Origin of the sequence: Acinetobacter sp. 'aerobic (ED)', assembly GCF_904886855.1 — a bacterium.
GTDB classification, from domain to species: Bacteria; Pseudomonadota; Gammaproteobacteria; order Pseudomonadales; family Moraxellaceae; genus Acinetobacter; species Acinetobacter courvalinii.
This window is the reverse complement of record NZ_CAJHGI010000002.1, coordinates 414,317-437,113: the sequence shown is the minus strand read 5'-3', so window position 1 is coordinate 437,113 and position 22,797 is coordinate 414,317. Positions and strand designations below refer to the sequence as shown.

26 protein-coding genes are annotated in these 22,797 nt (G+C 39.8%); 20 read left to right on the top strand and 6 right to left on the bottom strand.

From position 1 onward, the window contains the following. Window positions 1-30 precede the first annotated feature (30 nt). Entirely contained in the window at window positions 31-1,017 is a 987-nt protein-coding gene (locus JO943_RS05560) for an alpha/beta hydrolase (protein ID WP_265102655.1), read from the bottom strand. A gap of 553 nt (window positions 1,018-1,570) precedes the next feature. Here JO943_RS05560 and JO943_RS05555 point away from each other — a divergent pair. The 3 genes from JO943_RS05555 (at window position 1,571) to JO943_RS05545 (ending at window position 4,467) form a co-directional block, all read left to right on the top strand. After that, window positions 1,571-2,752 (top strand): MFS transporter, encoded by a 1,182-nt coding sequence (locus JO943_RS05555; RefSeq protein ID WP_202740197.1) that lies wholly within the window; start codon window positions 1,571-1,573, stop codon window positions 2,750-2,752. Window positions 2,753-2,777: 25 nt separating this feature from the next. Continuing rightward, window positions 2,778-3,305: a cyclophilin-like fold protein gene (locus JO943_RS05550; protein WP_202740196.1), complete on the top strand. Its 528-nt coding sequence runs from the start codon at window positions 2,778-2,780 to the stop codon at window positions 3,303-3,305. Window positions 3,306-3,564: 259 nt separating this feature from the next. Next, window positions 3,565-4,467 (top strand): LysR family transcriptional regulator, encoded by a 903-nt coding sequence (locus JO943_RS05545; protein ID WP_202740195.1) that lies wholly within the window; start codon window positions 3,565-3,567, stop codon window positions 4,465-4,467. Between the two features lie 33 nt (window positions 4,468-4,500). On the opposite strand, the gene JO943_RS05540 is transcribed toward JO943_RS05545, so the two are convergent. Then, window positions 4,501-5,388, bottom strand: a complete 888-nt coding sequence (locus JO943_RS05540; protein WP_202740194.1) for an AraC family transcriptional regulator — start codon at window positions 5,386-5,388, stop codon at window positions 4,501-4,503. Window positions 5,389-5,599: 211 nt separating this feature from the next. On the opposite strand from JO943_RS05540, the gene JO943_RS05535 reads away from it, so the two are divergent. The 3 genes from JO943_RS05535 to JO943_RS05525 all read left to right on the top strand — a co-directional run bounded on the left by JO943_RS05535 (window position 5,600) and on the right by JO943_RS05525 (window position 7,941). Further along, window positions 5,600-6,094, top strand: a complete 495-nt coding sequence (locus tag JO943_RS05535; protein WP_202740193.1) for a cupin domain-containing protein — start codon at window positions 5,600-5,602, stop codon at window positions 6,092-6,094. Between the two features lie 107 nt (window positions 6,095-6,201). Then, window positions 6,202-6,840 (top strand): carboxymuconolactone decarboxylase family protein, encoded by a 639-nt coding sequence (locus JO943_RS05530; RefSeq protein WP_202740282.1) that lies wholly within the window; start codon window positions 6,202-6,204, stop codon window positions 6,838-6,840. A gap of 48 nt (window positions 6,841-6,888) precedes the next feature. Next, window positions 6,889-7,941 carry an NAD(P)-dependent alcohol dehydrogenase gene (locus JO943_RS05525; RefSeq protein ID WP_202740192.1) on the top strand — a complete coding sequence of 351 codons (1,053 nt, stop codon included), beginning with the start codon at window positions 6,889-6,891 and terminating at the stop codon, window positions 7,939-7,941. Window positions 7,942-8,439: 498 nt separating this feature from the next. On the opposite strand, the gene JO943_RS05520 is transcribed toward JO943_RS05525, so the two are convergent. Next, entirely contained in the window at window positions 8,440-9,048 is a 609-nt protein-coding gene (locus JO943_RS05520; protein WP_202740191.1) for a DoxX family protein, read from the bottom strand. Window positions 9,049-9,211: 163 nt separating this feature from the next. On the opposite strand from JO943_RS05520, the gene JO943_RS05515 reads away from it, so the two are divergent. The 12 genes from JO943_RS05515 (at window position 9,212) to JO943_RS05460 (ending at window position 19,629) form a co-directional block, all read left to right on the top strand. Then, complete coding sequence (locus tag JO943_RS05515; RefSeq protein ID WP_005229117.1) at window positions 9,212-9,520, top strand: hypothetical protein; 309 nt, start codon at window positions 9,212-9,214, stop codon at window positions 9,518-9,520. Between the two features lie 69 nt (window positions 9,521-9,589). Continuing rightward, the gene (locus tag JO943_RS05510; RefSeq protein WP_202740190.1) at window positions 9,590-10,453 is read left to right on the top strand and encodes a DUF692 domain-containing protein; all 864 of its coding nucleotides are present in this window, start codon (window positions 9,590-9,592) and stop codon (window positions 10,451-10,453) included. Continuing rightward, complete coding sequence (locus JO943_RS05505; RefSeq protein ID WP_005229121.1) at window positions 10,404-11,162, top strand: DUF2063 domain-containing protein; 759 nt, start codon at window positions 10,404-10,406, stop codon at window positions 11,160-11,162. Before JO943_RS05510 ends, JO943_RS05505 begins: the two co-directional genes overlap by 50 nt. After that, the gene (locus JO943_RS05500; protein ID WP_202740189.1) at window positions 11,159-11,779 is read left to right on the top strand and encodes an RNA polymerase factor sigma-70; all 621 of its coding nucleotides are present in this window, start codon (window positions 11,159-11,161) and stop codon (window positions 11,777-11,779) included. Before JO943_RS05505 ends, JO943_RS05500 begins: the two co-directional genes overlap by 4 nt. Beyond that, entirely contained in the window at window positions 11,773-11,952 is a 180-nt protein-coding gene (locus tag JO943_RS05495) for a zf-HC2 domain-containing protein (RefSeq protein ID WP_005229125.1), read from the top strand. The genes JO943_RS05500 and JO943_RS05495 overlap by 7 nt, the downstream gene beginning before the upstream one ends. Before the next feature lie 200 nt (window positions 11,953-12,152). Beyond that, entirely contained in the window at window positions 12,153-13,133 is a 981-nt protein-coding gene (locus JO943_RS05490) for an acyl-CoA desaturase (RefSeq protein WP_202740188.1), read from the top strand. Continuing rightward, window positions 13,130-14,404, top strand: a complete 1,275-nt coding sequence (locus JO943_RS05485; protein ID WP_005229135.1) for an NAD(P)/FAD-dependent oxidoreductase — start codon at window positions 13,130-13,132, stop codon at window positions 14,402-14,404. Before JO943_RS05490 ends, JO943_RS05485 begins: the two co-directional genes overlap by 4 nt. A gap of 14 nt (window positions 14,405-14,418) precedes the next feature. Continuing rightward, window positions 14,419-15,207 (top strand): DUF1365 domain-containing protein, encoded by a 789-nt coding sequence (locus JO943_RS05480; protein ID WP_005229137.1) that lies wholly within the window; start codon window positions 14,419-14,421, stop codon window positions 15,205-15,207. Between the two features lies 1 nt (window position 15,208). Beyond that, on the top strand, window positions 15,209-16,408 hold the full coding sequence (locus JO943_RS05475) for an SAM-dependent methyltransferase (protein WP_005229139.1): 1,200 nt from the start codon (window positions 15,209-15,211) through the stop codon (window positions 16,406-16,408). A 28-nt stretch (window positions 16,409-16,436) separates the two neighbouring features. Beyond that, window positions 16,437-17,216, top strand: coding sequence for a DUF1295 domain-containing protein (locus JO943_RS05470; RefSeq protein WP_005229141.1), 780 nt, complete (start codon window positions 16,437-16,439; stop codon window positions 17,214-17,216). 8 nt (window positions 17,217-17,224) lie between these two features. Continuing rightward, complete coding sequence (locus tag JO943_RS05465; RefSeq protein WP_005229142.1) at window positions 17,225-18,274, top strand: SAM-dependent methyltransferase; 1,050 nt, start codon at window positions 17,225-17,227, stop codon at window positions 18,272-18,274. 29 nt (window positions 18,275-18,303) lie between these two features. After that, window positions 18,304-19,629 (top strand): sensor histidine kinase, encoded by a 1,326-nt coding sequence (locus JO943_RS05460; protein WP_005229144.1) that lies wholly within the window; start codon window positions 18,304-18,306, stop codon window positions 19,627-19,629. Here JO943_RS05460 and JO943_RS05455 read toward each other — a convergent pair. The 3 genes from JO943_RS05455 to JO943_RS05445 all read right to left on the bottom strand — a co-directional run bounded on the left by JO943_RS05455 (window position 19,626) and on the right by JO943_RS05445 (window position 21,489). Next, a complete protein-coding gene (locus JO943_RS05455; protein WP_005229146.1) occupies window positions 19,626-20,318 on the bottom strand; it encodes a response regulator transcription factor in 693 nt (230 codons plus the stop codon). The genes JO943_RS05460 and JO943_RS05455 overlap by 4 nt on opposite strands. A gap of 13 nt (window positions 20,319-20,331) precedes the next feature. After that, window positions 20,332-20,826, bottom strand: a complete 495-nt coding sequence (locus JO943_RS05450) for a chalcone isomerase family protein (RefSeq protein WP_005229148.1) — start codon at window positions 20,824-20,826, stop codon at window positions 20,332-20,334. A gap of 93 nt (window positions 20,827-20,919) precedes the next feature. Further along, complete coding sequence (locus tag JO943_RS05445) at window positions 20,920-21,489, bottom strand: nuclear transport factor 2 family protein (RefSeq protein ID WP_005229150.1); 570 nt, start codon at window positions 21,487-21,489, stop codon at window positions 20,920-20,922. Between the two features lie 247 nt (window positions 21,490-21,736). Between JO943_RS05445 and JO943_RS05440 the strand changes: the two genes are divergently transcribed. Together JO943_RS05440 and JO943_RS05435 are read left to right on the top strand one after the other, a co-directional pair. Next, window positions 21,737-22,075: a hypothetical protein gene (locus JO943_RS05440; protein ID WP_005229152.1), complete on the top strand. Its 339-nt coding sequence runs from the start codon at window positions 21,737-21,739 to the stop codon at window positions 22,073-22,075. Between the two features lie 494 nt (window positions 22,076-22,569). Beyond that, a complete protein-coding gene (locus JO943_RS05435; RefSeq protein ID WP_005229153.1) occupies window positions 22,570-22,725 on the top strand; it encodes a hypothetical protein in 156 nt (51 codons plus the stop codon). Window positions 22,726-22,797: the final 72 nt, after the last annotated feature.

Below are 22,797 nucleotides of genomic sequence, written 5' to 3'. Positions count from 1 at the left end.
TGAGTCAACGCAACTTGGCTAAGATAAAGATTACTTTAAATTTTTGGTAAAGAAGTCAGTTAATTTATCGAAAGGGATTAAATCAATACGGTCATATAGATCAACATGGTTGGCATTCGGAACAATATAGAGCTCTTTGGGTTGAGATGCTGCTTCGTACGCTGTTTCACTAAAATAGCGTGAATGTGCTTTTTCACCATGAACGAAAAGAATAGGGCGCGGTGAAATCTCTTTAATATAAGTCAAAATTGGCATATTCATAAAAGAAATTGGGGTAGTGACCGTCCATGCATTGCCTGAATTGACTGCACGAGGATGATAGCCACGCGGAGTCATATAGTAATCATGGTAATCAACTTGAAATTGGGCTTCGCCACCTTTTAATACATTATAAGATGCCTGATAGGCAGGCATACCATTTTTTGCATCGAGCCAACGTTGAGCACTGAGTTGTTCAAGATTTTTAGCACGTTGTTCAGGAGTAACACCATCGTTATACCCTTTAGACATCACGCGTGTCATATCGTACATCGTGCTTGCAACAACCGCTTTCACTCGTTTATCAATTGCAGTGGCATTTAAAGCCATACCGCCCCAACCACAAATTCCAATCATTCCAATACGATTTTGATCAACATTGGGTTGCAAACCAATAAAGTCAACCGCAGCACTAAAGTCTTCAGTATTGATGTCCGGTGAAGCTACGTTTCGTGGTTCACCACCACTTTCACCAGTATATGATGGATCGAATGCTAAAGTAACAAAACCTCGTTCTGCCATTGTTTGCGCATAGAGTCCAGAGGACTGTTCTTTTACAGCGCCAAAAGGGCCACCGACCACGATAGCTGGAAGTTTGCCTTTGGCATTTTTAGGGATATACAAATCAGCGGCTAGAGTAATGCCATAACGGTTTTTAAAAGTGACTTTTTTATGTTCAACTTTGTTGCTCTGAATAAATGTTTTGTCCCATTTATCTGTCAATTTTAACTCGGGGGCAGCGAATGTATTCTGATTCATACTGAATGCTCCAATGCTAAGTACAAGCATACTTAAGGTTTTTTTTAGTCGAGTTTGCATAAGATTTTCCTAGAAATTTTGATGTCAACTTACTTTTCGATTGGATTACCCGTGACTTTTGCATAAACATCAAGAGAGCTTTCTGCATTGCCACATCATTAGCAGTCTTGTCTTCGTTTGGCTTCTGGTGTTTCTGAAAAAAAATTGGCTGTTACTTGTAATTTAGAAATCGTAAAAAGACCACAAGCACTAAGGTATGCGTCAAGGTGCTTTGATTGCTGGAGACCCGTCAGATTTAGAGTCTATCTAATTTGACATAAGAGGATTAGTCTAAAAAAACAGCATAGACTTATGAGAAAGATTCATAAATAAAATAGATATGTTTGCAATCTTAAGACTACAAATAATATTTCTAAAATTTTTATATCTAAAAAATCTTAATTGAACTCATTGATGAAATATATTCATAACTCTATTCGATGAAGTCCCCTTATTCTTAACCAATCATATTTTTATAATTATTCAACTATCTATCTTGTCTGTGAGAAGTTGAATGTCAACTGCTAACCAGAACATTGCATTAAAAAATCAGCCAACTTACTGGAGTGGTGTATTTGCAATGAGCTTATGCGTTTTTGCATTAATTGCTTCCGAATTTATGCCAGTGAGCTTACTTACCCTGATTGCTGCTGATCTGAAAATCACTGAGGGCATGGCAGGTCAGGGTATTGCAATTTCTGGTGCTTTTGCTGTGATCACCAGTCTTTCAATTTCTAAAATCGCAGGCAATCTCAATCGAAAAATCTTGTTGCTTGGTCTAACTGCCCTAATGGCTATATCTGCCTTAATCGTGGCATTTGCACAAAACTATGCTGTGTATATGTTAGGGCGGGCATTGATTGGTGTGGTGATTGGTGGCTTCTGGTCAATGTCTGCGGCAATGGCAATGCGTTTGGTTCCAGAAGCACAAGTACCTCGTGCACTGGCGATTTTTAATGGTGGGAATGCCTTGGCAATGGTGGTAGCGGCACCTTTAGGCAGCTATTTAGGCTCAATTATAGGCTGGCGTGGTGCGTTCATCTGTTTGGTGCCTGTGGCTGTATTTGTCCTGATATGGCAGTGGATAAGCCTGCCACCTATGCGAGTAGAAGCTAAAAATACAAAGCAAGGTTCATCTATCTTTGGATTGTTTCGAAACCCTGTTGTTACGATAGGTATGCTGGCAGTTTGCCTGTTCTTTATGGGGCAGTTTTCACTTTATACCTATGTTCGTCCGTTTCTGGAGACTGTTACACAGGTTGAAATTTCAACACTTTCATTCATTTTACTGGGCGTTGGGGTGATGGGGCTCATTGGTACGAGTGTAATCAGTCTCCTATTGAAACCTGCATTTTATCCGACACTGATTTTCATCCCAGTCATTATGGCTGTGATTGCCCTAGCTTTGATCCTGTTTGGTACATGGACAATCATTGTGGCCGTTCTATTGGGATTATGGGGGCTGCTGGGTACTGCGGCACCTGTGGGATGGTGGAGCTGGATTGCTCGTATATTGCCTGAAAATGCTGAAGCAGGAGGCGGGCTGATGGTTGCCGTGATTCAATTTGCCATTGCATTAGGTTCGGTATTAGGTGGAATTTTATTTGACCATAGTGGTTATCAGATGACCTTTATCATGAGTGCTGTATTGCTGGTTATATCGGCAATTCTGACATCACGTTTAGCCACCAGATAACAATTTTAATAAGGAGCTGTAAAAAATGAACTGGAGTAATCAAATTAGAGCGATGGTTGTACTCACTGCCATGTTTGGGCTGAGCGCATGTGGTGGGGATCAGAATTCTTCCTCTAATGCACCGATTGTCACTGAAAGTCTAAATAATGCAAGCGGTACGGAAAATCCGAATAATCCAGAACAACCCAATACTGAGGGCGAGCAAATGAATATGTGGATGACAGTGAATGGACACCGTTTTGGGATTACTTTTAAAGATAATGCCACAGCCCGTGCCTTTGCTGCACAGTTGCCATTGTCTTTAAATATGGAAGAGTTGAACGGCAATGAAAAACATACTCAATTACCGAGTACTTTGCCAACTGATGCAAGTCGTCCAGGCATTATCAATAATGGTGACCTGATGCTTTATGGTTCATCCACTCTAGTTATGTTTTATAAAACCTTTCCATCTGCCTATTCCTATACTCGTATTGGTAAGGTGAACCAACCTGATAAATTAGCTGACCTTCTTGGACGAGGAAATGTACGCATTGAATTTAGCCGTGATTAAGCTACAGTTGAATGAAATACAGGATTATAAAGTACATTTGATATGCAAGCTTCATGTCAATGTTGGCAAAAGTTTCAGCATTGATTTTGGCTTTTGCGTAGACGGGAGTTATTATTGTGGGACGATTTTTGGCGTAGTGAAATATATAGGAAATAGCATAAAAGATGATATTAATGATTTAAAAATGAATAGTGTCATGAACAAAATTAATGAATAGGCCCTATACTGATTTGAAGTAATTTTTAAATAGGCATCAATTGTGATTACAAGAGAAAATTACAACGATCTATATGCTTTTCTTATGGTGACTCGGGAAGGAAGTTTTACTAAGGCAGCAGGAAAATTAGGGGTTTCACAATCTGCTCTGAGTCATACTATTCGTGGGTTGGAAGAACGTTTAGGGATGCTGTTACTTACCAGAACCACTCGAAGCGTGTCCCCAACGGAGGCTGGTGAGCGGTTACGTCAGACAATCAGTTCTAGTTTTGACCATATCGACAATGAGCTTTCATTACTCACCAAACTGAGAGATAGTCCTGCGGGTACTGTAAGAATTAATGCCAGTAGTCATGCAATTCGACTCATTTTATTGCCTAAATTACAGCAGTTGACCCAACTCTATACTGATATCAATATTGAACTGACTGCGAATAGTGGCATGGTGGATATCGTGGCGGAACGCTTTGATGCAGGTGTCCGTTTTGGCAGTCGTGTTGCTGAGGGAATGATCGCTGTTCGAATAGGCCCTGATGTTAAGATGGCTGTTGTTGCAACTCCTGAGTATTTTGAAAAAAATGGTCTGCCACAGATCCCCCAAGATTTATACAATCATTCATGTATTGGTTTTCGTTTAACCAGCCAAGGGGGAATATATGCTTGGGAGTTTAAGCATGAGGGATTGGACGTCAAAATTAAAATAAGTGGTCAGTGGATTTTTAATGAGTCTTATCATAGTGTAGATGCGGTACGTTCAGGTTTAGGAGTTGCTTATATTCCTGAGGATATGATTGAGGATGATCTATTAAATGGTCGTTTAATCAGGGTACTAGAACCATATAGCATCGAGTTTCAAGGTTACCACTTGTATTATCCGCATCGACGTCAACAGTCTCCTGCCTTGAAGTTAGTAATTGATGCTTTAAGAATAGGCAGTCCGAAGTAGCCTAGTAGTATCAATTAAAATGATTCTTAAAACTTATAGTTTTTTATAATCGACTGAAGGGGATGTTCCGAAAAAGCGTTTATATTCTCTGGAAAACTGTGACAGGCTTTCATACCCGACTTGTAAGCTGACGGAGGATATATCTCGATTTTCGGTCACCAATAAACGCCGAGCTTCAGTCAGTCTGATTCTTTTCTGATATTGCAATGGGCTCATTGAGGTAATGTCACGAAAGTGTTGATGGAAACTTGAAGCACTCATCCCCATAGTGCTGGCGAGTTCGTCAACATTAAAAGACTTTGCAAAATTGATTTTTAGCCATTCAATCGCTTTAACAATACGATGCCCCGTCGTACCTGTTGCCGCAATTCGCTTAAGCCTTTCACCTTGCGGACTCATCAGTAAGCGGTAGAAAATTTCTTTGATAATCAGGGGAGACAAGATCGCAATATCTTGTGGCTTGTCCAGTAATTTTAATAAACGTACGAAGGCATCATTAAGTTCTGGGCTCACTTGCCCGACAGCCATTCCTTTTTTACTGTTATTTGTCTGCTTGAAAGGAATATGTGCTTCAAGCATGAGTTGAGCCAATACATAAGGATCTAACCTGAGTACCAAAGCAAGATAGGGTTGTTCAACTGCGGCTTCAATAATCTGGCTAATTACAGGTAAATCGATTGCGGTAAAAAGAAAATGATTGGCATCATAAGTGTAAATTTCCTCACTTAGAATAACCTGTTTTTTTCCCTGAGCGATTAGACATAAACTGGCATCCAATATATTGCTGCTCGGCTGGGTAGGAGCATCTCCACGATACAACGTCAGCCCAGGTATGCCCATTTCAAATTTCTTGTTTTGCTGTGTGTATTGATCAATTAACTGAATCAATGCTTCATTATTGCCTGAAAATACATTTGTCATTCAGATTTTACCTATTTATTTCTACCTCTTTATTCTAGGTATTTCAATCCGGAATTGTAGAGGGAATTACAATAATTTGGAGGAATAGGCAAATCTGCAAGAGAAATGGAACAGCGTATTCAAAGATTGATTTCTATACTGGGAAATAACAACGCTTCAGCCAGATTTTCTGCTTTTAATGCAGGGCTTGCTGTCAACTTGGGAAAGAAATATGAAGATTAAAATCTTCACTTTGGTGACCAGCTTAATGATTTCAATGGGAGTACCTGCAATGGATAAACAGTCTAGTATTGAATCTCAAAAGGTTAAAAAAGCCAGTGAGCAACAAGTGATAAATGGTTCTGATCAGAACTTTACCGGTTCTGTTGCGATTAAGCCTCTCACCAGCGTGACAGAAGGAATTAATGCGCCCAGTGCCTATGTGAGTTTTAATGCAAATGCCCGTTCATTCTGGCATACCCATCCAAAAGGTCAATATCTGGTTGTAACAGAGGGTGAGGGCATCGTACAGGAATGGGGCAAACCTGCTGAAAAAATTGCTGTAGGTGACGTGATTTATTGTCCACCTGGAATAAAACACTGGCATGGTGCAAGTGGCAAAAAAGCCATGACTCATTTGGCACTTACTGGCACAGATGAAAATAGCCATAACGTGGATTGGCTGGAACCTGTTTCGGATGAGCAGTACCAAGAGGCGAATCATTGAAATTTGTAAGCCTATTCTTATCAATCACTTTGGTAGGAGCTTTATTACCTAGGAGCTATGCGGCAGAAATTGTATCGCCTAGTTTAAAAATCAAGGAGATTCAGCAAGTGGAAGATTCTTTATCTCAGCAGCAAGAGGCAATTATTCCGATTGCTGCATTTGCCGCCTCAGGTGACATGGATAACTTGAATCAAGCTCTCGTTCATGGGCTTGAACAAGGTTTAACCATCAATCAAATTAAGGCAATCTTGGTACAAAGTTATGCCTATGTGGGTTTTCCTCGTAGTCTCAATGCGTTAACTATCTTTATGCATTTACTTGAACAGCGTAAAGCTAAAGGTATTATCGATGCAGAGGGAAGAAATAGTCAGGCATTGCCTCAGGATTATCAGGCAAAGGTACAAGGAACAGAAAATCAAACTCAACTGGTGGGTCGATCTGTTCAAGGCCCCTTATTTGAATTTGCGCCTGAGATTGATGAGTATCTGAAAGCTCACTTATTCGGTGATATTTTTTCGAGAGATGTATTGAGTTGGCAAGATCGTGAAATAGCCACATTGGGTATGTTGATCTCAATGCAAGGTGTAGATAGCCAACTTCAATCCCATCTTGGGATCGCGCGAAATCAAGGTGTTACAGCTCGCCATTTAGAACAGATAGAAAGAATATTAACTGAGAAAGTAAATCCAGAAATAGGGCAACGCTTTAAAAAAGCCAATGTCATTTTTCAAGATCAATCACGTTAAATGTGACTTAAAAGGTAAATAATCACAGATTAAATATTGGAGAAAAATATGACTATTCAAGTACTTGGGTATGCAGCACAATCGTCGCAAAGCCCTCTAGCTCCCTATAAATTTGAACGTAGAAATCCACGTGAAGATGATGTGGTAATTGAAATTGAATATTGTGGTGTTTGCCATTCCGATTTACACCAAGCTAAAAATGACTGGGGATTTAGTACTTATCCTTTAGTACCAGGCCATGAGATTGTAGGACGTATCAGCTCAGTTGGGCCTAAAGTAACCAAGTTTAAGGTGAATGATCTGGTAGGTATTGGTTGCATGGTGGACTCATGCCAGAGTTGTCCAGCGTGTCAGGTGGGGCTGGAACAGTACTGTGAAGAGGGTAATACTCAAACATATGGTAGTGTGGATCGTCATGACCAGCGACCAACTTATGGGGGGTATTCCCAAACAATCGTTTGCAGTGAAAATTTTGTGCTTAAAGTTCCTGAAAACTTGGATACCAAAGCTGTACCGCCGATACTTTGTGCTGGAGTTACTACATGGTCACCACTACGTCACTGGAATGTCAGTAAAGGCAGTAAAGTGGCTATAGTAGGCTTGGGGGGCTTAGGACACATGGCAATTAAACTTGCCAATGCCTTGGGGGCAGAAGTGACATTATTTACCCGTTCAGCCAATAAAGAAGATGATGCAAAACAGTTAGGTGCACATCATGTGGTTCTATCTACCGATGAATCACAAATGAAATCAGTAACTAACCAGTTTGATTTAATTATTGATACTGTACCTTATGACCATGACTTGAAACCTTATATTCCTACTTTAGCCCTAAATGGAACAATTGTATTGGTGGGGTATTTAGGAGAGATCAGTGCTAATTCAGTGCCAATGATTTTGGGTAGAAAATCTATTGCAGGTTCAGTCATTGGTGGGATCAAGGAAACTCAGGAACTTCTAGATTTCTGTGGTGAGCATAATATTGTTTCTGATGTTGAGATAATTGATATGCAAAATATCAATGAAGCTTTTGAGCGTATGCTAAAAAGTGATGTGAAATATCGATTTGTAATTGATATGAAAACCTTGTTTGCCAGATAAATAATACTTTTGGAGTTGATTACAAATGTAATCAACTCTATTTCGCTATTTTCAAAAAACTATTTCTATTATTGGGTATTTTCAACTCAGAGAGTTATACAACAATGCAATGGCAATGCCAGTTTTGAGGTGGGAAGGCGGGAGGGATTGAATATTGTTGAGCAATTTCATATGGATGAGTCAAGATTAGAGCCAAATTATAGGATACCCCGACTTACCCCATACTCAGGTTAGTCTGAAAGGCAAAGGGTCAAAATTGGGTAAATTTGAGTTGTATGAAAGTAAAACCTATATATAACAGAGTGTTATTTCTCTAGTTCAACTGACGCCATCTCCACCAAAATTCTTTATAAAAAAGCCACTTATTTTAAGTGGCTTTTTTATTGAAGGGGCTTTTGACAGGTTCAGTTTGTCTGTAATTTTCCCATCTCTATTTTCATGCATCCATAAGCATGATGGTTACAATTACAAGTTTTTCACCTAAAAAATTTCTATGTATTAATAGCTTTGAAGCTTTGATTTAACCCAATAATCTAAACTGAAATATCGGCCTCCACCCAGTACCATTAGCGCAATCAGCATAATTAAATACGTCACCGCAAATTCAACACCATTATTCAGAACCACGAATGAACCGCTAGATGTGAGCCAATCATAATTGCCATAGGTCATTAAAATTTCCCGGGCTTTTTCTAATTTCTCAGCTGAGGCCAATACTTGAGCATTGGCAAAAGGCGCATGTGAATCGGCAATCGCTTGCCAGCCATTTGGCAAATGGACAGTGAAAATGGCGACGAGCATGGTGATGATCAACGGAATACTTATAAAGCGAGTGAATAAACCGAGTGCCAGTAGAACGGCACCTGCGATCTCAGCTGACGTTGCCAAAGCCGCCATAAGATAGGGAAAGGGCATGGCTAACCCCCAATCTGGGTTACCAAACCATTCCACTGTATCTTGAAAATGTATCAGCTTATTTGTGCCAGCCATCCAAAAAATAGGCGTTAAATAACAACGCAAGGCAAGTGCTGCGATGCCATCTGTATGTTGAAGGATAGTACAAATGTTTTGATAGTGCTGAGGGAGAGAATGCAAAAAGTTCTTCATGATAACTTCACACCGGATGAGATTGAATAATCATTAGTCGGGTGAGGGTTCAGTTTCTTACAAAAACTTTTTTTATTTGCACTGTAATAAATTGAGAGTTGCGCCGTCTAACTTTATGTACCTCTGTACAAAACGAGTATTTACCTTAAAAAGGAATAGAAAAATGAGCAAACTTAATTCGATGACATCAGTTGCAGCATTATTGGCATTATCTGTCGTTGGCGTAACCCAAGTGGCTGTTGCAGCAACGACAACGACGACAGAGGCCCATGCAAGCAAAGCTGCTGATGGAAAATGTGGTGAAGCCAAATGTGGCGCCAATAAAGCCAGACAACAGCAAAAATCTGCTGAGGCCAAATGCGGTGCAGCAAAAAAAGCAGCAGACGCGAAATGTGGTGCAGCAAAAAAAGCAGCAGATGCAAAGTGTGGCGCAGATAAAAAAGTCGCTGATGGTAAGTGTGGCGCCAAATAATCCCATCAATCATGCATGATGTCGGTCTAGAACTTGGATCGGCATCATTCTAATCATAGGAGTTTCACTATGACTGAATTGGCTGGTGTAGGTCTAGGCTTAAGAAGAGAGTTTATTGATGCTTTTTTTAATGCTGAAATCCATCCGGATTTTATCGAAGTTGCTCCTGAAAACTGGATGGGTTTTGGTGGTCGGCATGCCAAACTTTTAGCTCAATGTGTGGAGAAAGCTCCCTTAATCTGTCATGGACTATCTTTATCGATTGGAGGGCCTCATCCCCTTAATCTTGAATTTATTCAGCAAATTAAGGTTTTTTTGCAACGCTATCAGGTCATGACTTATTCAGAGCATTTGAGTTATACCCATGATGGTGGCTATTTATATGATTTATTACCGATTCCAATGACTGAAGCTGCTGTAAATTATGTGGCAGAGCGTATTTTACAGATACAGGATATTTTAGGCAGAAGACTGGTTATTGAAAATGTTTCCACTTATTTGATGCCGAACGCAGAAATGCGTGAAGCTGAATTTATACGTGAAGTGTTGTTAAAAGCAGATTGTGAATTGCTGCTAGACGTTAATAATGTCTATGTGAATAGTATTAATCATGGCGGTGATGCTTATGCTTTTATTGACGCAATGCCTAAAGATCGGATTCGTTACTTGCATGTCGCAGGTCATGAACAAGTGGAAAAAAATCTATTGATTGATACGCATGGTGCTGCAATTAGTGATCCGGTTTGGCAGATCCTGCAATATAGCTACCAAGTTTGTGGGGTTAAGCCGACCTTACTGGAACGTGATTTTAATATTCCATCTTGGGCACAATTACAAAGTGAGTTGAGCCAAATCAAAATCATGCAGCAACAGGGGAGTCACGATGAAGGCAAAACAAATATCCTTTCACACAACGCAACGACAGTTTTGTGATTGGATTCGTAATCCAGAATTACAGCCACCACAAAACTTTGCTGTAAATCGCATGCAGGTCTATCGTGATTTGCTATTTAATAATGTATGTTCATTTATTAATTTGGTTTTTCCTGTCGCACAGGCGATGTTAACAAAACAGCAATGGCAGCAATTATTGGTAGAGTTTTTCGAGAAATCACAATCCCAGTCGCCCTTCTACAATGACATTTCCTTGCAGTTTAGAGAATATCTCAACGCACAGCAGCATCCGGTATTACAGCAATATCCATGGTTAGCCGAGTTATTACAGTATGAGTGGTTAGAATTATATCTAGACACCGTAGAAATTGAATCTCCAGTTTTGGCTCAGGATCATGATTGGCAATTAACGACGCAAATCTGGGTGTTGGCTTATCAATATCCGGTTTATCAATGGACAACCGCAATGACACCCGCTTTGGTAGAACCCATACCCAGTGCAATTATGGTCTGGCGAGATGAGTTGGATCGAGTACGATTTGAAGTTTTATCGCCTTTATTTGCTGTATTGATAGAACAACTCAGTCAAAAAGGATGGATGCAACTCGATTTAGAGCATGGGATTAAATCCTTGCTGCCTGATTTATCTCTGCAAGAGCTTCAAATACAACTTTGTGAGTTAAAAGCTTTATTAACTCGGTTAAGATTAATACATGTTCCCCATAATAATGATGAGATACCGGGATGAGTTCTGCTTCAGCACATCACAATGAGCGATTTTTAGATCAGGTGCATAATCCTGCTTTTTTGCAAGATCTAAGACAACAAATGATTAAATTTGCTGTTCTACAGCTTTCATCATTGCCACAGGCAGAAGACGTCGTGCAGGAAGCATTGGCAAGCGCATTTCAACACTTAGATTCTTTTACAGGCCGTGCTGCTTTTAAAACTTGGGTTTTTGCAATTTTAAAAAATAAGATCATTGATCTGATCAGGCAAAAATCACGATTGGTCAGTATGAGTGAGCTCTTTAAAGATGAGGAAAGTGAACTCAGCATTGATGCCTTATTTGATGCTTCAGGTCATTGGCATAAATATGAAGCTCCACACGCCTGGTTAGGTCCAGAAGAAATGATGGAACAACAAGATTTCTGGATTATTTTTGATGCCTGTCTTAATCATTTACCTGCCAAATATGCACAAGTATTCATGCTGCGCGAAGTGATTGAAGTAAATTCCAGTGAAATATGTGAGAAGCTTGAACTGACAGTGTCACATTTTAATGTACTGATGTATCGCAGCCGAACTCGACTGCGAGAATGCCTAGAAAATAAATGGTTATTGCAGGAGGATTGCTCATGTTGACCTGTCGTCAAGCCACGCAACTGTTATCTGAAAAGCAAGATAGGGCATTGTTGTTGCGAGAGCAGAGCAATTTACAGCTGCATTTATTGACCTGCCGTTCATGCCGCCGTTATGGAAAGCAGATAAAGACTTTATCTCAACTTTCAAAAGAATTTAAAAAATTTGATCAATGATTTATTTCATTTTATAACTTTGACCCATTATATCTCTGGTCTGAGCTTTTTATTTTCAGCTAGAAAAATAGTTGCAAGATAAGCCTATGTTTTTAATAGTTTTGTATTAAGATGAATAATTATAAATTAGGCTTCACATAAACTTCATATCGAATTTTCTACAATGATAAATATAAAAAAAGATGGGTCAGGAAGAATCAATGTTTAAGTTTTTTCTGGGATGGGTGGATAGTTGGTCCTTAAATAACGCTTCTAGATTAAAAGAAGGGTCAGGTCCTCATATCAATAAAGATACGAAAATCCAATGGGTGAGAATTCTTCCTTTTATCTTATTACATCTTGCTTGCTTCGCAGTATTCTGGGTGGGCATTTCTTGGTTCGCTGTCATTTTTATGCTGACCTTTTATCTGGTGAGAATGTTTGCAATTACCGCATTTTTTCATCGTTATTTATCCCATAAAACTTTTCAAACCTCACGACCAGTACAATTTATATTTTTGCTTATAGGGACAATGAGTGCACAGCGAGGACCATTATGGTGGGCTGCACATCATCGTTATCATCATCGTTTTACCGATACGGCACAGGATCCTCATTCATCTACACACGGTTTCTGGTATAGCCATATCGGCTGGTTTTTAAATGAACAGAACGTTTTAACCCGTAAGGATGCGATTAAGGACTGGCTCAAGTTTCCGGAGATTGTCTGGCTAGATCGTTTTAGTTTGCCAGTGGTGCTAATAACTGCCTTTATCATTTATTTATTGGGCGAATGGTTGGCTGTATCCCATCCCAGTTTTGGGACCTCTGGACCGCAACTATTGGTCTGGGGATTCGTTATATCAACTGTACTCTTGATTCATGCAACCTTATGCATTAATTCGCTTGCGCATTTATATGGCAGCAGAGATTTTGATACACCAGATAACAGTCGTAATAACCTTTTTTTATCAATCCTCACTTTAGGGGAGGGTTGGCACAATAACCATCATTATTATGCAGGTAGTGCCAGACAAGGTTTTTTTTGGTGGCAAATTGATATGACTTATTATGGTTTAAAGCTTATGTCCTGGTGTGGTCTGGTCTGGGGTATAAAGCCTGTACCTCCTAAGATATATAAAAAAACTAAACACATTCTTAAAATCAATCCAGTAAAAATTCAGAGTAAGGAATCCTCATGAAAATTGCAATTGTTGGCTCTGGTATCGCAGGGCTATATGCGGCATGGAAACTCTCGCAAGAGCATGAGGTCACTTTGTTTGAAAAAGAAAATTATTTTGGTGGACATACCGACACCCATGCGTTGTGGATTGATCATCAAAATGTCGCTGTTGATAGCGGATTTATTGTTTTTAACGGCGTTAATTATCCCTTATTCAGTGCAATGCTGAGAGAGTTGGGAGTAAGCACGCAGCAAAGTGATATGAGTTTTTCTGTGAATAATCAAGTGACAGGACTACTGTACAATCCTTCAAAAAAATGGTCATTACTGGTTCGGCCACAAAATTTTATCAATCAAAACTTTCGGGTAATGCTATCGGATTTATTCCGATTTTATCGAGAAAATAAAGAGATTGATATCGAAGAGCAGGGCGCTGATCTATCGATTGAAGCATATTTGGATCTTCATGGTTATTCAAAGGTCTTTAGAGAGGAACATTTATATCCGATGTGCGGTGCGCTTTGGTCAAGCCCTGTCGATCAGGTAGGGAATATTCCCTATAAATTCGTGGTAAGTTTTTTTCAACATCACCGGATGTTGCAAATAAAAGACAGACCGCAATGGCAAACGGTCAAAGGTGGCTCAGCTTCTTATATCCGAGCAATTCAAAAAGCATGTCCATCGATCATTTGGAAAAAAGCAGGTGTTCAGAATGTAGTACGTGAAGCGCACACGGTCACGATAATCACTGATCAGGATAAGGAGATTTTTGACTGGGTTATTTTTGCTACCCATGCGGATGACACTTTAAGACTGTTGAGTGATGCTTCAGATATAGAGCGTGAAATCTTAGGATGTTTTAACTATCAAGATAATTATATGGTTGTGCATAACGATCAGTCCATTATGCCCAAAGCACGTTCCCAGTGGGCAAGCTGGCATGTCCATGTCACACCTCAATCTTCAACTGAACCACAGTCACAGAGTGCGAAGGCCCATTATGGTTTTACCTACTGGATGAATCGCTTGCAGAATTTAAAGTGCAAAACTCAGATTTTCTCTACCCTGAATCCGAATACTTCGATTGCCAAAGACAAGATTTATATTGAGCGACATTATCGGCATCCTGTGTTTAATAAACATGCACTTGAGGCACAATCGCGCTGGAAAGAATTAAATGGCAAAAATCGAAGTTCTTTTTGCGGTGCCTATTGGGGCTGGGGCTTTCATGAGGACGGTGCTAAAAGTGCTGAACTTGTCGTAGAAGCTTTATCTGGTATTGATGAATAAACAGGGGAACTCACATGCTTGCAGCTCCGCTCTCCATTGCAAAAGCCCAGATTAGACATCGACGGTTTCATCCGAAGGTGCATGATTTTCAATCTATGCTTAGCTATTTGTGTTTTGATCCTGATCGTATGCATGAACAGCTTGAGCATTCATGGTTATGTTCAACATCACACTGGAGTGTGCTGAACCTTTATGAAAATGATTTTTTAAAGGGTTATACCGGAAGCATTCGAGAAAAAATAAATAAAATTGTACTCCAGCACGCCCATGTAAAGTTGCCCGAACAATCTGAAATCCGTGTATTGGCTTTACCCAGAACGATGGGCTTTAGCTTCAATTCTGTCATCTTTTACTTCGTATTTAACCGACAAAAACAACCCGTATTTATATTAAGTGAAATTACCAATACGCCTTGGAATGAACGGAAGGTGTATGTTCATGATTGTCAGGAAAAGTTACAACAACATGGCTCTTATCAGGGGTATGAATTTAAATTCGAGAAAAGTTTTCATGTGTCTCCATTTATGCCGATGGATATCCATTACGCATGGCGATTCAACTTTTCAGATACGCAAAATGTCATTTATATGCAGCTGTATCATTCAGACAAATTGATTTTTGATGCAACCATGCAGTTTTCGTTAACACACATCACACTTCCTTCACAACTCAATCATTATGCTATTAATCATCTCTTCGAACCTTTCAAGATGTTAGCTTCAATTTATATCCAGGCATTTCATCTGTGGCGAAAGAAGGTTCCATTTTATCGACACCCTAAAAAAGATAAGGATTTACAATAAAATGATGAAAACACTTATTTTAGGGGAACAAGATTCCCTGCCATTGGTGCTTCGAAGCCTGCTTAAACTTCGTCATGGCCAGATTCATTTTCGGGGCGAATGGCGTGGTACGGTTGGGGAAGCCTCGGACCTTGAAGCAACTATAACTGTTCATAATAAGAAATTAATTGATCTTATTTTTAAAAACGGAGTGCTTGGTGCGGCTGAAGCTTTTATGCTGGGATATTGGAGTAGTGAGCATCTGGTTGAAACGATCCAGATATTGGCAAGAAACCGCGATGTTCTCGATAAGATCAATCAAAATGTGATTTCACAGGCGAGTCAGCTGATTTTAAAGGCGTGGTACAAAAGCCGGAAAAATTCCGTGGCGGGGAGTCGTCAAAATATTGCCGAGCATTATGATCTCAGCAATGATTTTTTTAAGCTATTTCTGGATTCATCCATGATGTATTCCAGTGCAGTTTATCAACATAAAGAAATGACTTTAGAGCAGGCTTCAGATTATAAGAAGGAGCTGATTTGTGAAAAATTGCAATTAAAATCCATGGATCACTTGGTGGAAATCGGAAGTGGCTGGGGTGGCTTTGCGATTTATGCTGCCCAGCACTATGGCTGTCGGGTGACCACAATTACGATTTCTCAGGCTCAGTATGAGGAGGCGAAACAACGGATTGCCGATGCCGGTTTAAGTCATCGCGTAGATGTACAGCTTAAAGACTATCGTTTACTACAGGGTAAATTCGACAAACTGGTATCAATTGAAATGATTGAAGCGGTGGGTGAGCAATATCTTCCAACCTATTTCAGTCAATGCCGATCACTATTAAAACCCCATGGTCTAGGCCTGATTCAGGCCATTACGATTGAAGATGCCCGTTATAAAAAAGCACTTCAGACTGTAGATTATATAAAACGTTATATTTTCCCTGGAAGTTTTATTCCCAGCATCAGTGTCCTGACACAAGCCGCTTCAGAACAGAAATTAAGATTGAAGCATCTTGAAGATATCGGATCCAGCTATGCAGAAACCATTCATCAATGGCGCGAACGTTTTTTAAATGCAAGAGCAGAGGTTCTTGCTTTAGGTTTTGATGAGACGTTTATTCGCATGTGGGACTTTTATTTGTGTTATTGCGAGGGAGGATTTAAAGAGGGAGTGATTAGTGATGTTCACCTGTTATTTGAAGCAAGCCCTTATTGAGTCTTTGGGATAGATCAGGGAGGCAGTGATGTTGTTGCAATTGTTTTTACTTGATGCCGTCGTGATGACCATTTGCTGGTTTTGGGCAAGCTATAATCGTCGGGCAGGCATCGTTGATGTGGCCTGGAGCTTCTGTATTTTCATCAACATCGTGATCACGGCTTGGTATATTGATGTCGCGCCGACGCAGGTCAGATGGTTTATTGGTGTTTTCAGCTCCGTCTGGTTCTTGCGTTTGAGTCTACACCTGTTTCGTCGCTATGCCGTGGAGTACGAAGAAGATCGCCGTTATGCCAATATGCGTGAGGCCATGGGTAAATTCCAGCACTTAGGTTTTCTTGCTTTCTTTATCTTTCAAGCGGGTCTGGCCATATTATTTACGGTTCCCATGTGGAGTTTATTAAATGTACCCAGTTCTATCTGGTTAGCTGAAACAACAGATTATCTGATCATTGCCGGTTTGATTATGGGGTTTGCATTTATTGGTGAAGTGGTTGCAGACCAGCAACTCTATCGGTTTAAACAAAACATCCAGAATCGTGGCAAAACCATGGATCAGGGATTATGGCGTTACTCACGTCATCCCAATTATTTCTTTGAGTGGTTGCATTGGTTTGCATATCCAGTCATCGGTATCGCAGCAGGCTTATATAGCTTATGGATTTATCCTGTGTTGATGTGGTTTTTTCTGTATTACATTACCGGAATTCCATTCAGCGAACAGCAGGCATTAAAAAATCGGGGACAAAATTATCTCGATTATCAAAAAAGAACTTCGATGTTTATTCCGTGGAAACCCAAAGAGTAGGTACGCACATGGACTTTATTATTCAAAAATCATTAAAACTTGTAGAAAGTGGTCTGGTGCCAGACCCGGCAATTCGTGCTGCAATTCGCTCGTTAAGTAAAAAGCGTCTGATTCAGGAAGGGCGTTATGATCCTGAACAAGGGGCTCAACGCTATATGGATGTATTGCATATGCTCAAGCATAGCGCAATCGCCATTGAAACAGACAAGGCCAATGAACAGCACTATGAATTACCGACAGCATTTTTTCAGGCCGTACTGGGTAAACATCTCAAGTATAGTGCATGTTTTTTTGCAAACGACCAAACCACATTAGATGAGGCAGAAGCGCTTGCCCTACAAATTTATAGTGAGCGGGCACAACTGAAAAATGGACAACATATTCTGGAACTGGGTTGTGGTTGGGGCTCATTTACATTATGGATGGCAGAACACTATCCTGACTCGCACATCACTGCAGTTTCTAATTCCAGCACTCAGCGACACTATATTTTGTCTGAAGCAGCAAAGCGTGGGCTCAGGAATGTTGAGATCGTGACCTGTGATGTCAATGTACTTGAATTAAAACCACAGACATTTGATCGTGTGGTTTCAGTTGAAATGTTTGAACATGTTCGAAATTATCAACGACTTTTTGAGAAAATCCAATCCTGGCTAAAAGCTGATGGTATGTTGTGGTGTCATATCTTCTGTCATAGATTCCTGCATTATCCATTTGAAATAAAAAGTGAATATGACTGGATGTCACGTTACTTTTTTACCGGCGGATTGATGCCTGCAAGTTCTACTTTCCTGCATTTTCAAGATCATCTGGAGTTGGCACAGCATTGGCAGTGGTCCGGCATACATTATGAAAAAACAGCCAATGCCTGGTTAGACAATATGGATCGCCATGAGCAACAGCTCAAGCCACTTTTTGATGAGGTTTATGCTCAAGAAGCGGGGATCTGGTGGCAACGTTGGCGTATTTTCTTTATGGCATGTGCTGAACTGTTTGGGTTTGAGCAGGGGCAGGAGTGGGTTGTGGGGCACTTCCTGTTTAAAAAGAAAAACGTATAATTTAAAAACAACGCCAAGTAGATCAGCCTATGTTTAGACAGAATAAAAATGGTGAGGATAATCATCCGCTGAGCGAGATGTTTAACCGCCATTATTGGTTGCAAATTGGGCTGATTGCGTTATCTATCATTATTGGTATTGCCTGTAGTACATGGGTGATTAAAGGTTCTTTACTCAAAACTGCCCTTGAGCAGGAGATGGAACACTATTGGATGCGCGTTGAGCGTAATCCGAAAGCTGATTTACCGGATACTAAAAATTTGTATGGTTACCGGTGGCAAACCGCGATGCCTCCACCTGCTTTCCGGAATCAGCATTTGGAGCAGGGCGTTCATCGCGTGTTTGTCGATGGAAAAAATAGGATGACAGTTTACGGCGAACGTAACGGACAACACGTATTACTGGTGTTCGGTGAAAGTAATGTCAACAAGATCGTCTGGCTGTTTGGTTTGGCCCCGTTAATGTTCAGCTTAATTGTGCTGTACAGTATTTTATGGTGGTCAAATCGCCGGGCCAAACGGTATTTCTCACCCATTACCCGTTTGGCAAATGCCTTGGAGGATATTGACTGGGCACATCAAAATGCAGCAGCATCGCCGTTTCAGGACATCTATACCAATGGCAATCTGGAAGCCGAGTATTTAAAGCGGGCACTTGAACGCTATCATCAGGTGTTGAGCGAGTTTATTAATAGGGAAAGGGAATTTACCGGAGATGTCAGTCATGAACTGCGCACGCCTTTAACCATTCTGAAAGGCAATGTACAGCTTTGTCAGGCACGTTATGGGCAGAGTAAGGCTTTGGATCGTATTGCCAATACCATCGAAGATATGCAATTACTGGTCGATACCTTATTGGCGATCGCAAGAAATAACACCAGTACCTTAACGGCCGAATATTTGCCTTTATCTCCTCTTATTCAGGATCTGGTTAGCGATTTAGAGCCTTTTAACCGTAGTCAGGAAATTGAGATCTGTGTTCAGGTTGAGACTCCAGACTCAGCAAAAATGATCTATCCATCAATGACGAAAATGGTCCTGAGCAATATACTTCGTAATGCATTAAATTATTCGCAAGGTACGAAAATTCATATTATTCAACGTCAGAACAGTGTGGTTATCGCGGATAACGGGATTGGCATTACAATGCCTGATGACCTTAAAGTACAACAATTAAGTTCACAGCTCCAACTCACTCCCAAAGGTCACGGTATCGGTTTGCAGCTTGTCAGGAAGTTATGTGCTCAGTTGGGATGGAGAGTTGAATTATTCGACCGCCAATACTACTTAAGTACGCACCCTGATCTGCAATTAGAAAAAACGACAGGTCTGATTGTGGTGGTTTATCTGAATTAGCCAGGCTCAGTATCTAAAGCTATTTTTAAGCCCACACCCGAGATGGTATGAATCAGTTTTTGCTGAAACGGTTTATCGATCATTTTCCTAAGGTTATAGATATGACTGCGTAAGGCATCACTCTCAGGCTCTTCATCCCCCCAGAGCTCGATAATGATTTCTTGTTTGGTAATCACTTTTGGCGAGTTTCTCATCAAGATTTTAAGTAATTTAAATTGTATTCGGGGGAGGTCAATTGTTTGGCCTGCACGGGTTATAGTCTGCGTTGAACTGTCTAAAATCAGATCATGAATTTGGAATTTAGTGGTGGTTACCTCGCCACGAGAACGTTTGATCAATGCACGAATACGCATCACCAATTCATTGAAATCAAAAGGCTTAACTAAATAGTCATCGGTGCCAGCAGTAAAACCTTTTAACTTATCATTCAGCGTATCCCGTGCAGTTAACATAAGGATAGGCATATCTTTGCCTTCTGCTCTGAGCCATTCACATAAATCATAGCCCGAGCCATCAGGTAAATTAATATCCAGTAATAGCAGATGATAAGGCTGGGCTAATAAAAAATTTCTTGCCGAATTCAAGTTACGGGCATGATCAACAATAAAACCATGTTCTTCTAAAAACTCGCATACGGTGGCAGCAAGTTCATAGTGATCTTCCACCATTAGGACAAATTGACTGCTCATATTTATATTCAAGTTATTGATGAAGTAATTGTTGTTTCAATTTAGCATTAAATGGTGAATCACCAAACCAAATTTTAAAATATTGATTTGCCTGAGGATTAGTGATCGAACCTAATTTTTTTTGATTTAAACGCAGGCTCAGGGTACTGCTGGATTGCGTATAATTCAATGAATAAAGATCTCCCTTTTTGACGGGCTGGTACAGCATTGTAATTTGATTTAATACGGATTGATCTGAAAAATTGGCCACATTCTTTCTTAGAAAGTAAGTGGCCGCTTTTTTGAATGCCCATTCAGGAATATCCCGTTGATAGAAAAAATCTAAACGAATATTTTGAGTTTCCCAGTTTTGCTGACAATCATCGGCATAATAGCTTACCGAACCGACCTTTTTTGCTGTGACCAGTAGGGGAGCCGTTTGACATAGTTGCGTATTTGCATGAACCTGGCTTAAAGATGCGATAAAACAGAAGAGGCCGAGTCCAGCTTTTGTTAAGTGATTATGCATTTCCAACCTCAACGATTTCTAGGCTATATATTTCATATTCAACAGACTTAAGCTTGTATAATTATGTGCTACTACGCTTTATTTGTTTGATTTTTAAGGTTTCTTAAAGGGTAAAAGTAAAGCGTAAGCATTCCCGACATAAGGTAAAGATCGGAACAAGCCATTCGCGGGGTCCCAATAATCTTGTTGAAAGACAATTAAGCCTTTTTCATCGATCTTAATTTGACTAATACCATAAGAAGACATGGTTTTTTTACGCCCCAACATTTTGAAGTCATATACCATATGCCAATGGATATAGGCAGAATCTTGTCGATGCGTTGCACTTATTAATGTGACAGAGACATTGCTGACGTGTTCGTTCATTCCTTCAAAATGTTTGATCAATTCTTTTTTGGTAGAGAACTGCGACAGCGTATCATTAATGTATAGATGATCTGCATAGAGTTGGCTGGCATTTTCGATAAAAGCAACCGTACCCATGGTATTGAATGCTGATACAAAACGTCGACCGATAAGCTGGGCTTGCTCATCATTTAATTCAACGCCTGAAATTTCTTTATTGGCCTTATCATAGTCAGCGCTGTAACTGGGTAAGCTTTTACAGGCAGCCAAGGATAATAGGGTCAGTGTGGATACGGTTACGGCTCTTAGAAATTTCATATTCACAAACCTTTTCATTTTTTTATAGCTTAAAATCTGAAGTGTGAATATGTTGTGAAATATGCGTGGTTGTGCATTAGGTTCATTCATGCAGCAAATCATAATATTTATCTAGGTAGGAGTGAGGGCTACCCACCGAAATGTGTAAGCTTGCATATGTGCCGTTACACTATGTATAACTTACTGGCTTCTCTCATAACATTGTTTCAGTATAGAACCAGATACTCGAATTAATAGGACAATGATCATGGCATTGAAGCATCGTATATTTTTAAAATATCTTTCTGTTTTCGGTTTCATAGCAAGTTCAGTTATCACAAGTGTGACTTTTGCCAGCTCGGAGCAAGCATGGAACAAACATGATCAGGAAATCAAAGCGGCGTGTATAAAAGCCAGTCAACTTAAAAATGTCAAGGCAGTGAGCAACGTCATGTTGTTTGATGATCGTGTCGGATATTCTGCACTGTTGATTCAAGGGAAATATCCTCAAGCACATATGAAAAACAAAATTGGTCAAGAGCTGTGTTTATGGAATAAGACTTCAAAGAAAGCTTATTTAAGTGAAGCCAACATAAAAGTAGGTTAAAACGATAAAGGAAAAATTGGAAAAATGTGGGATTTTCTACAAATAAAACAATGCTTTATTTGTAGAATTTAACTAATGGCATCTCCACCAAAATTTAATTCAGAGATGTTCGACTGAATGTAAAAAAAGCCTTTAAACTCAATGTTTAAGGGCTTTTTATTTGCCAGTTTGTCCGATACCATCTGAAATGATTTGACCTTGTTTTTACCTTCTCTGGCTATAATTATTGGAATATACGCTTTACCGTTCTTGGTGATCGGTTGCAATGAATAGAGATAAAATATCAAAAAATGGAGGCGGTCTCGCCCTTCTTCTGATCTATGAGCATTGATGTGAAGCGCAATAACTGAATTATATTAATAATGACTCAATATTAAATTTATTTTGTCCGGTTTTCGGACAAAAAACGCGTAAAGCGGTTTTTTTTCTATTCTCTTTATAGCTTTCAATAAACTTAAAAATTAGTTTATCCATTACCAGATGGAGATTAAGTTATGGAAAACTTAAAAATAAAAATTGTAATGTTTGGCTCAAAGTTAAAGAGCATGCCCCATATTGAAATGAAGCTTGTAAAGGATAGTACTCAGCATGGTATTGAAGCATCTAAAGCGATTGATATTAGGCAAACCGTAGTTAATCAATGGACCTAAGTGCTTAAAAGACTTGATTTAACTACATCTACAAGAAGATTGGAAAACGATTATTAGAATTTAAATTATGTT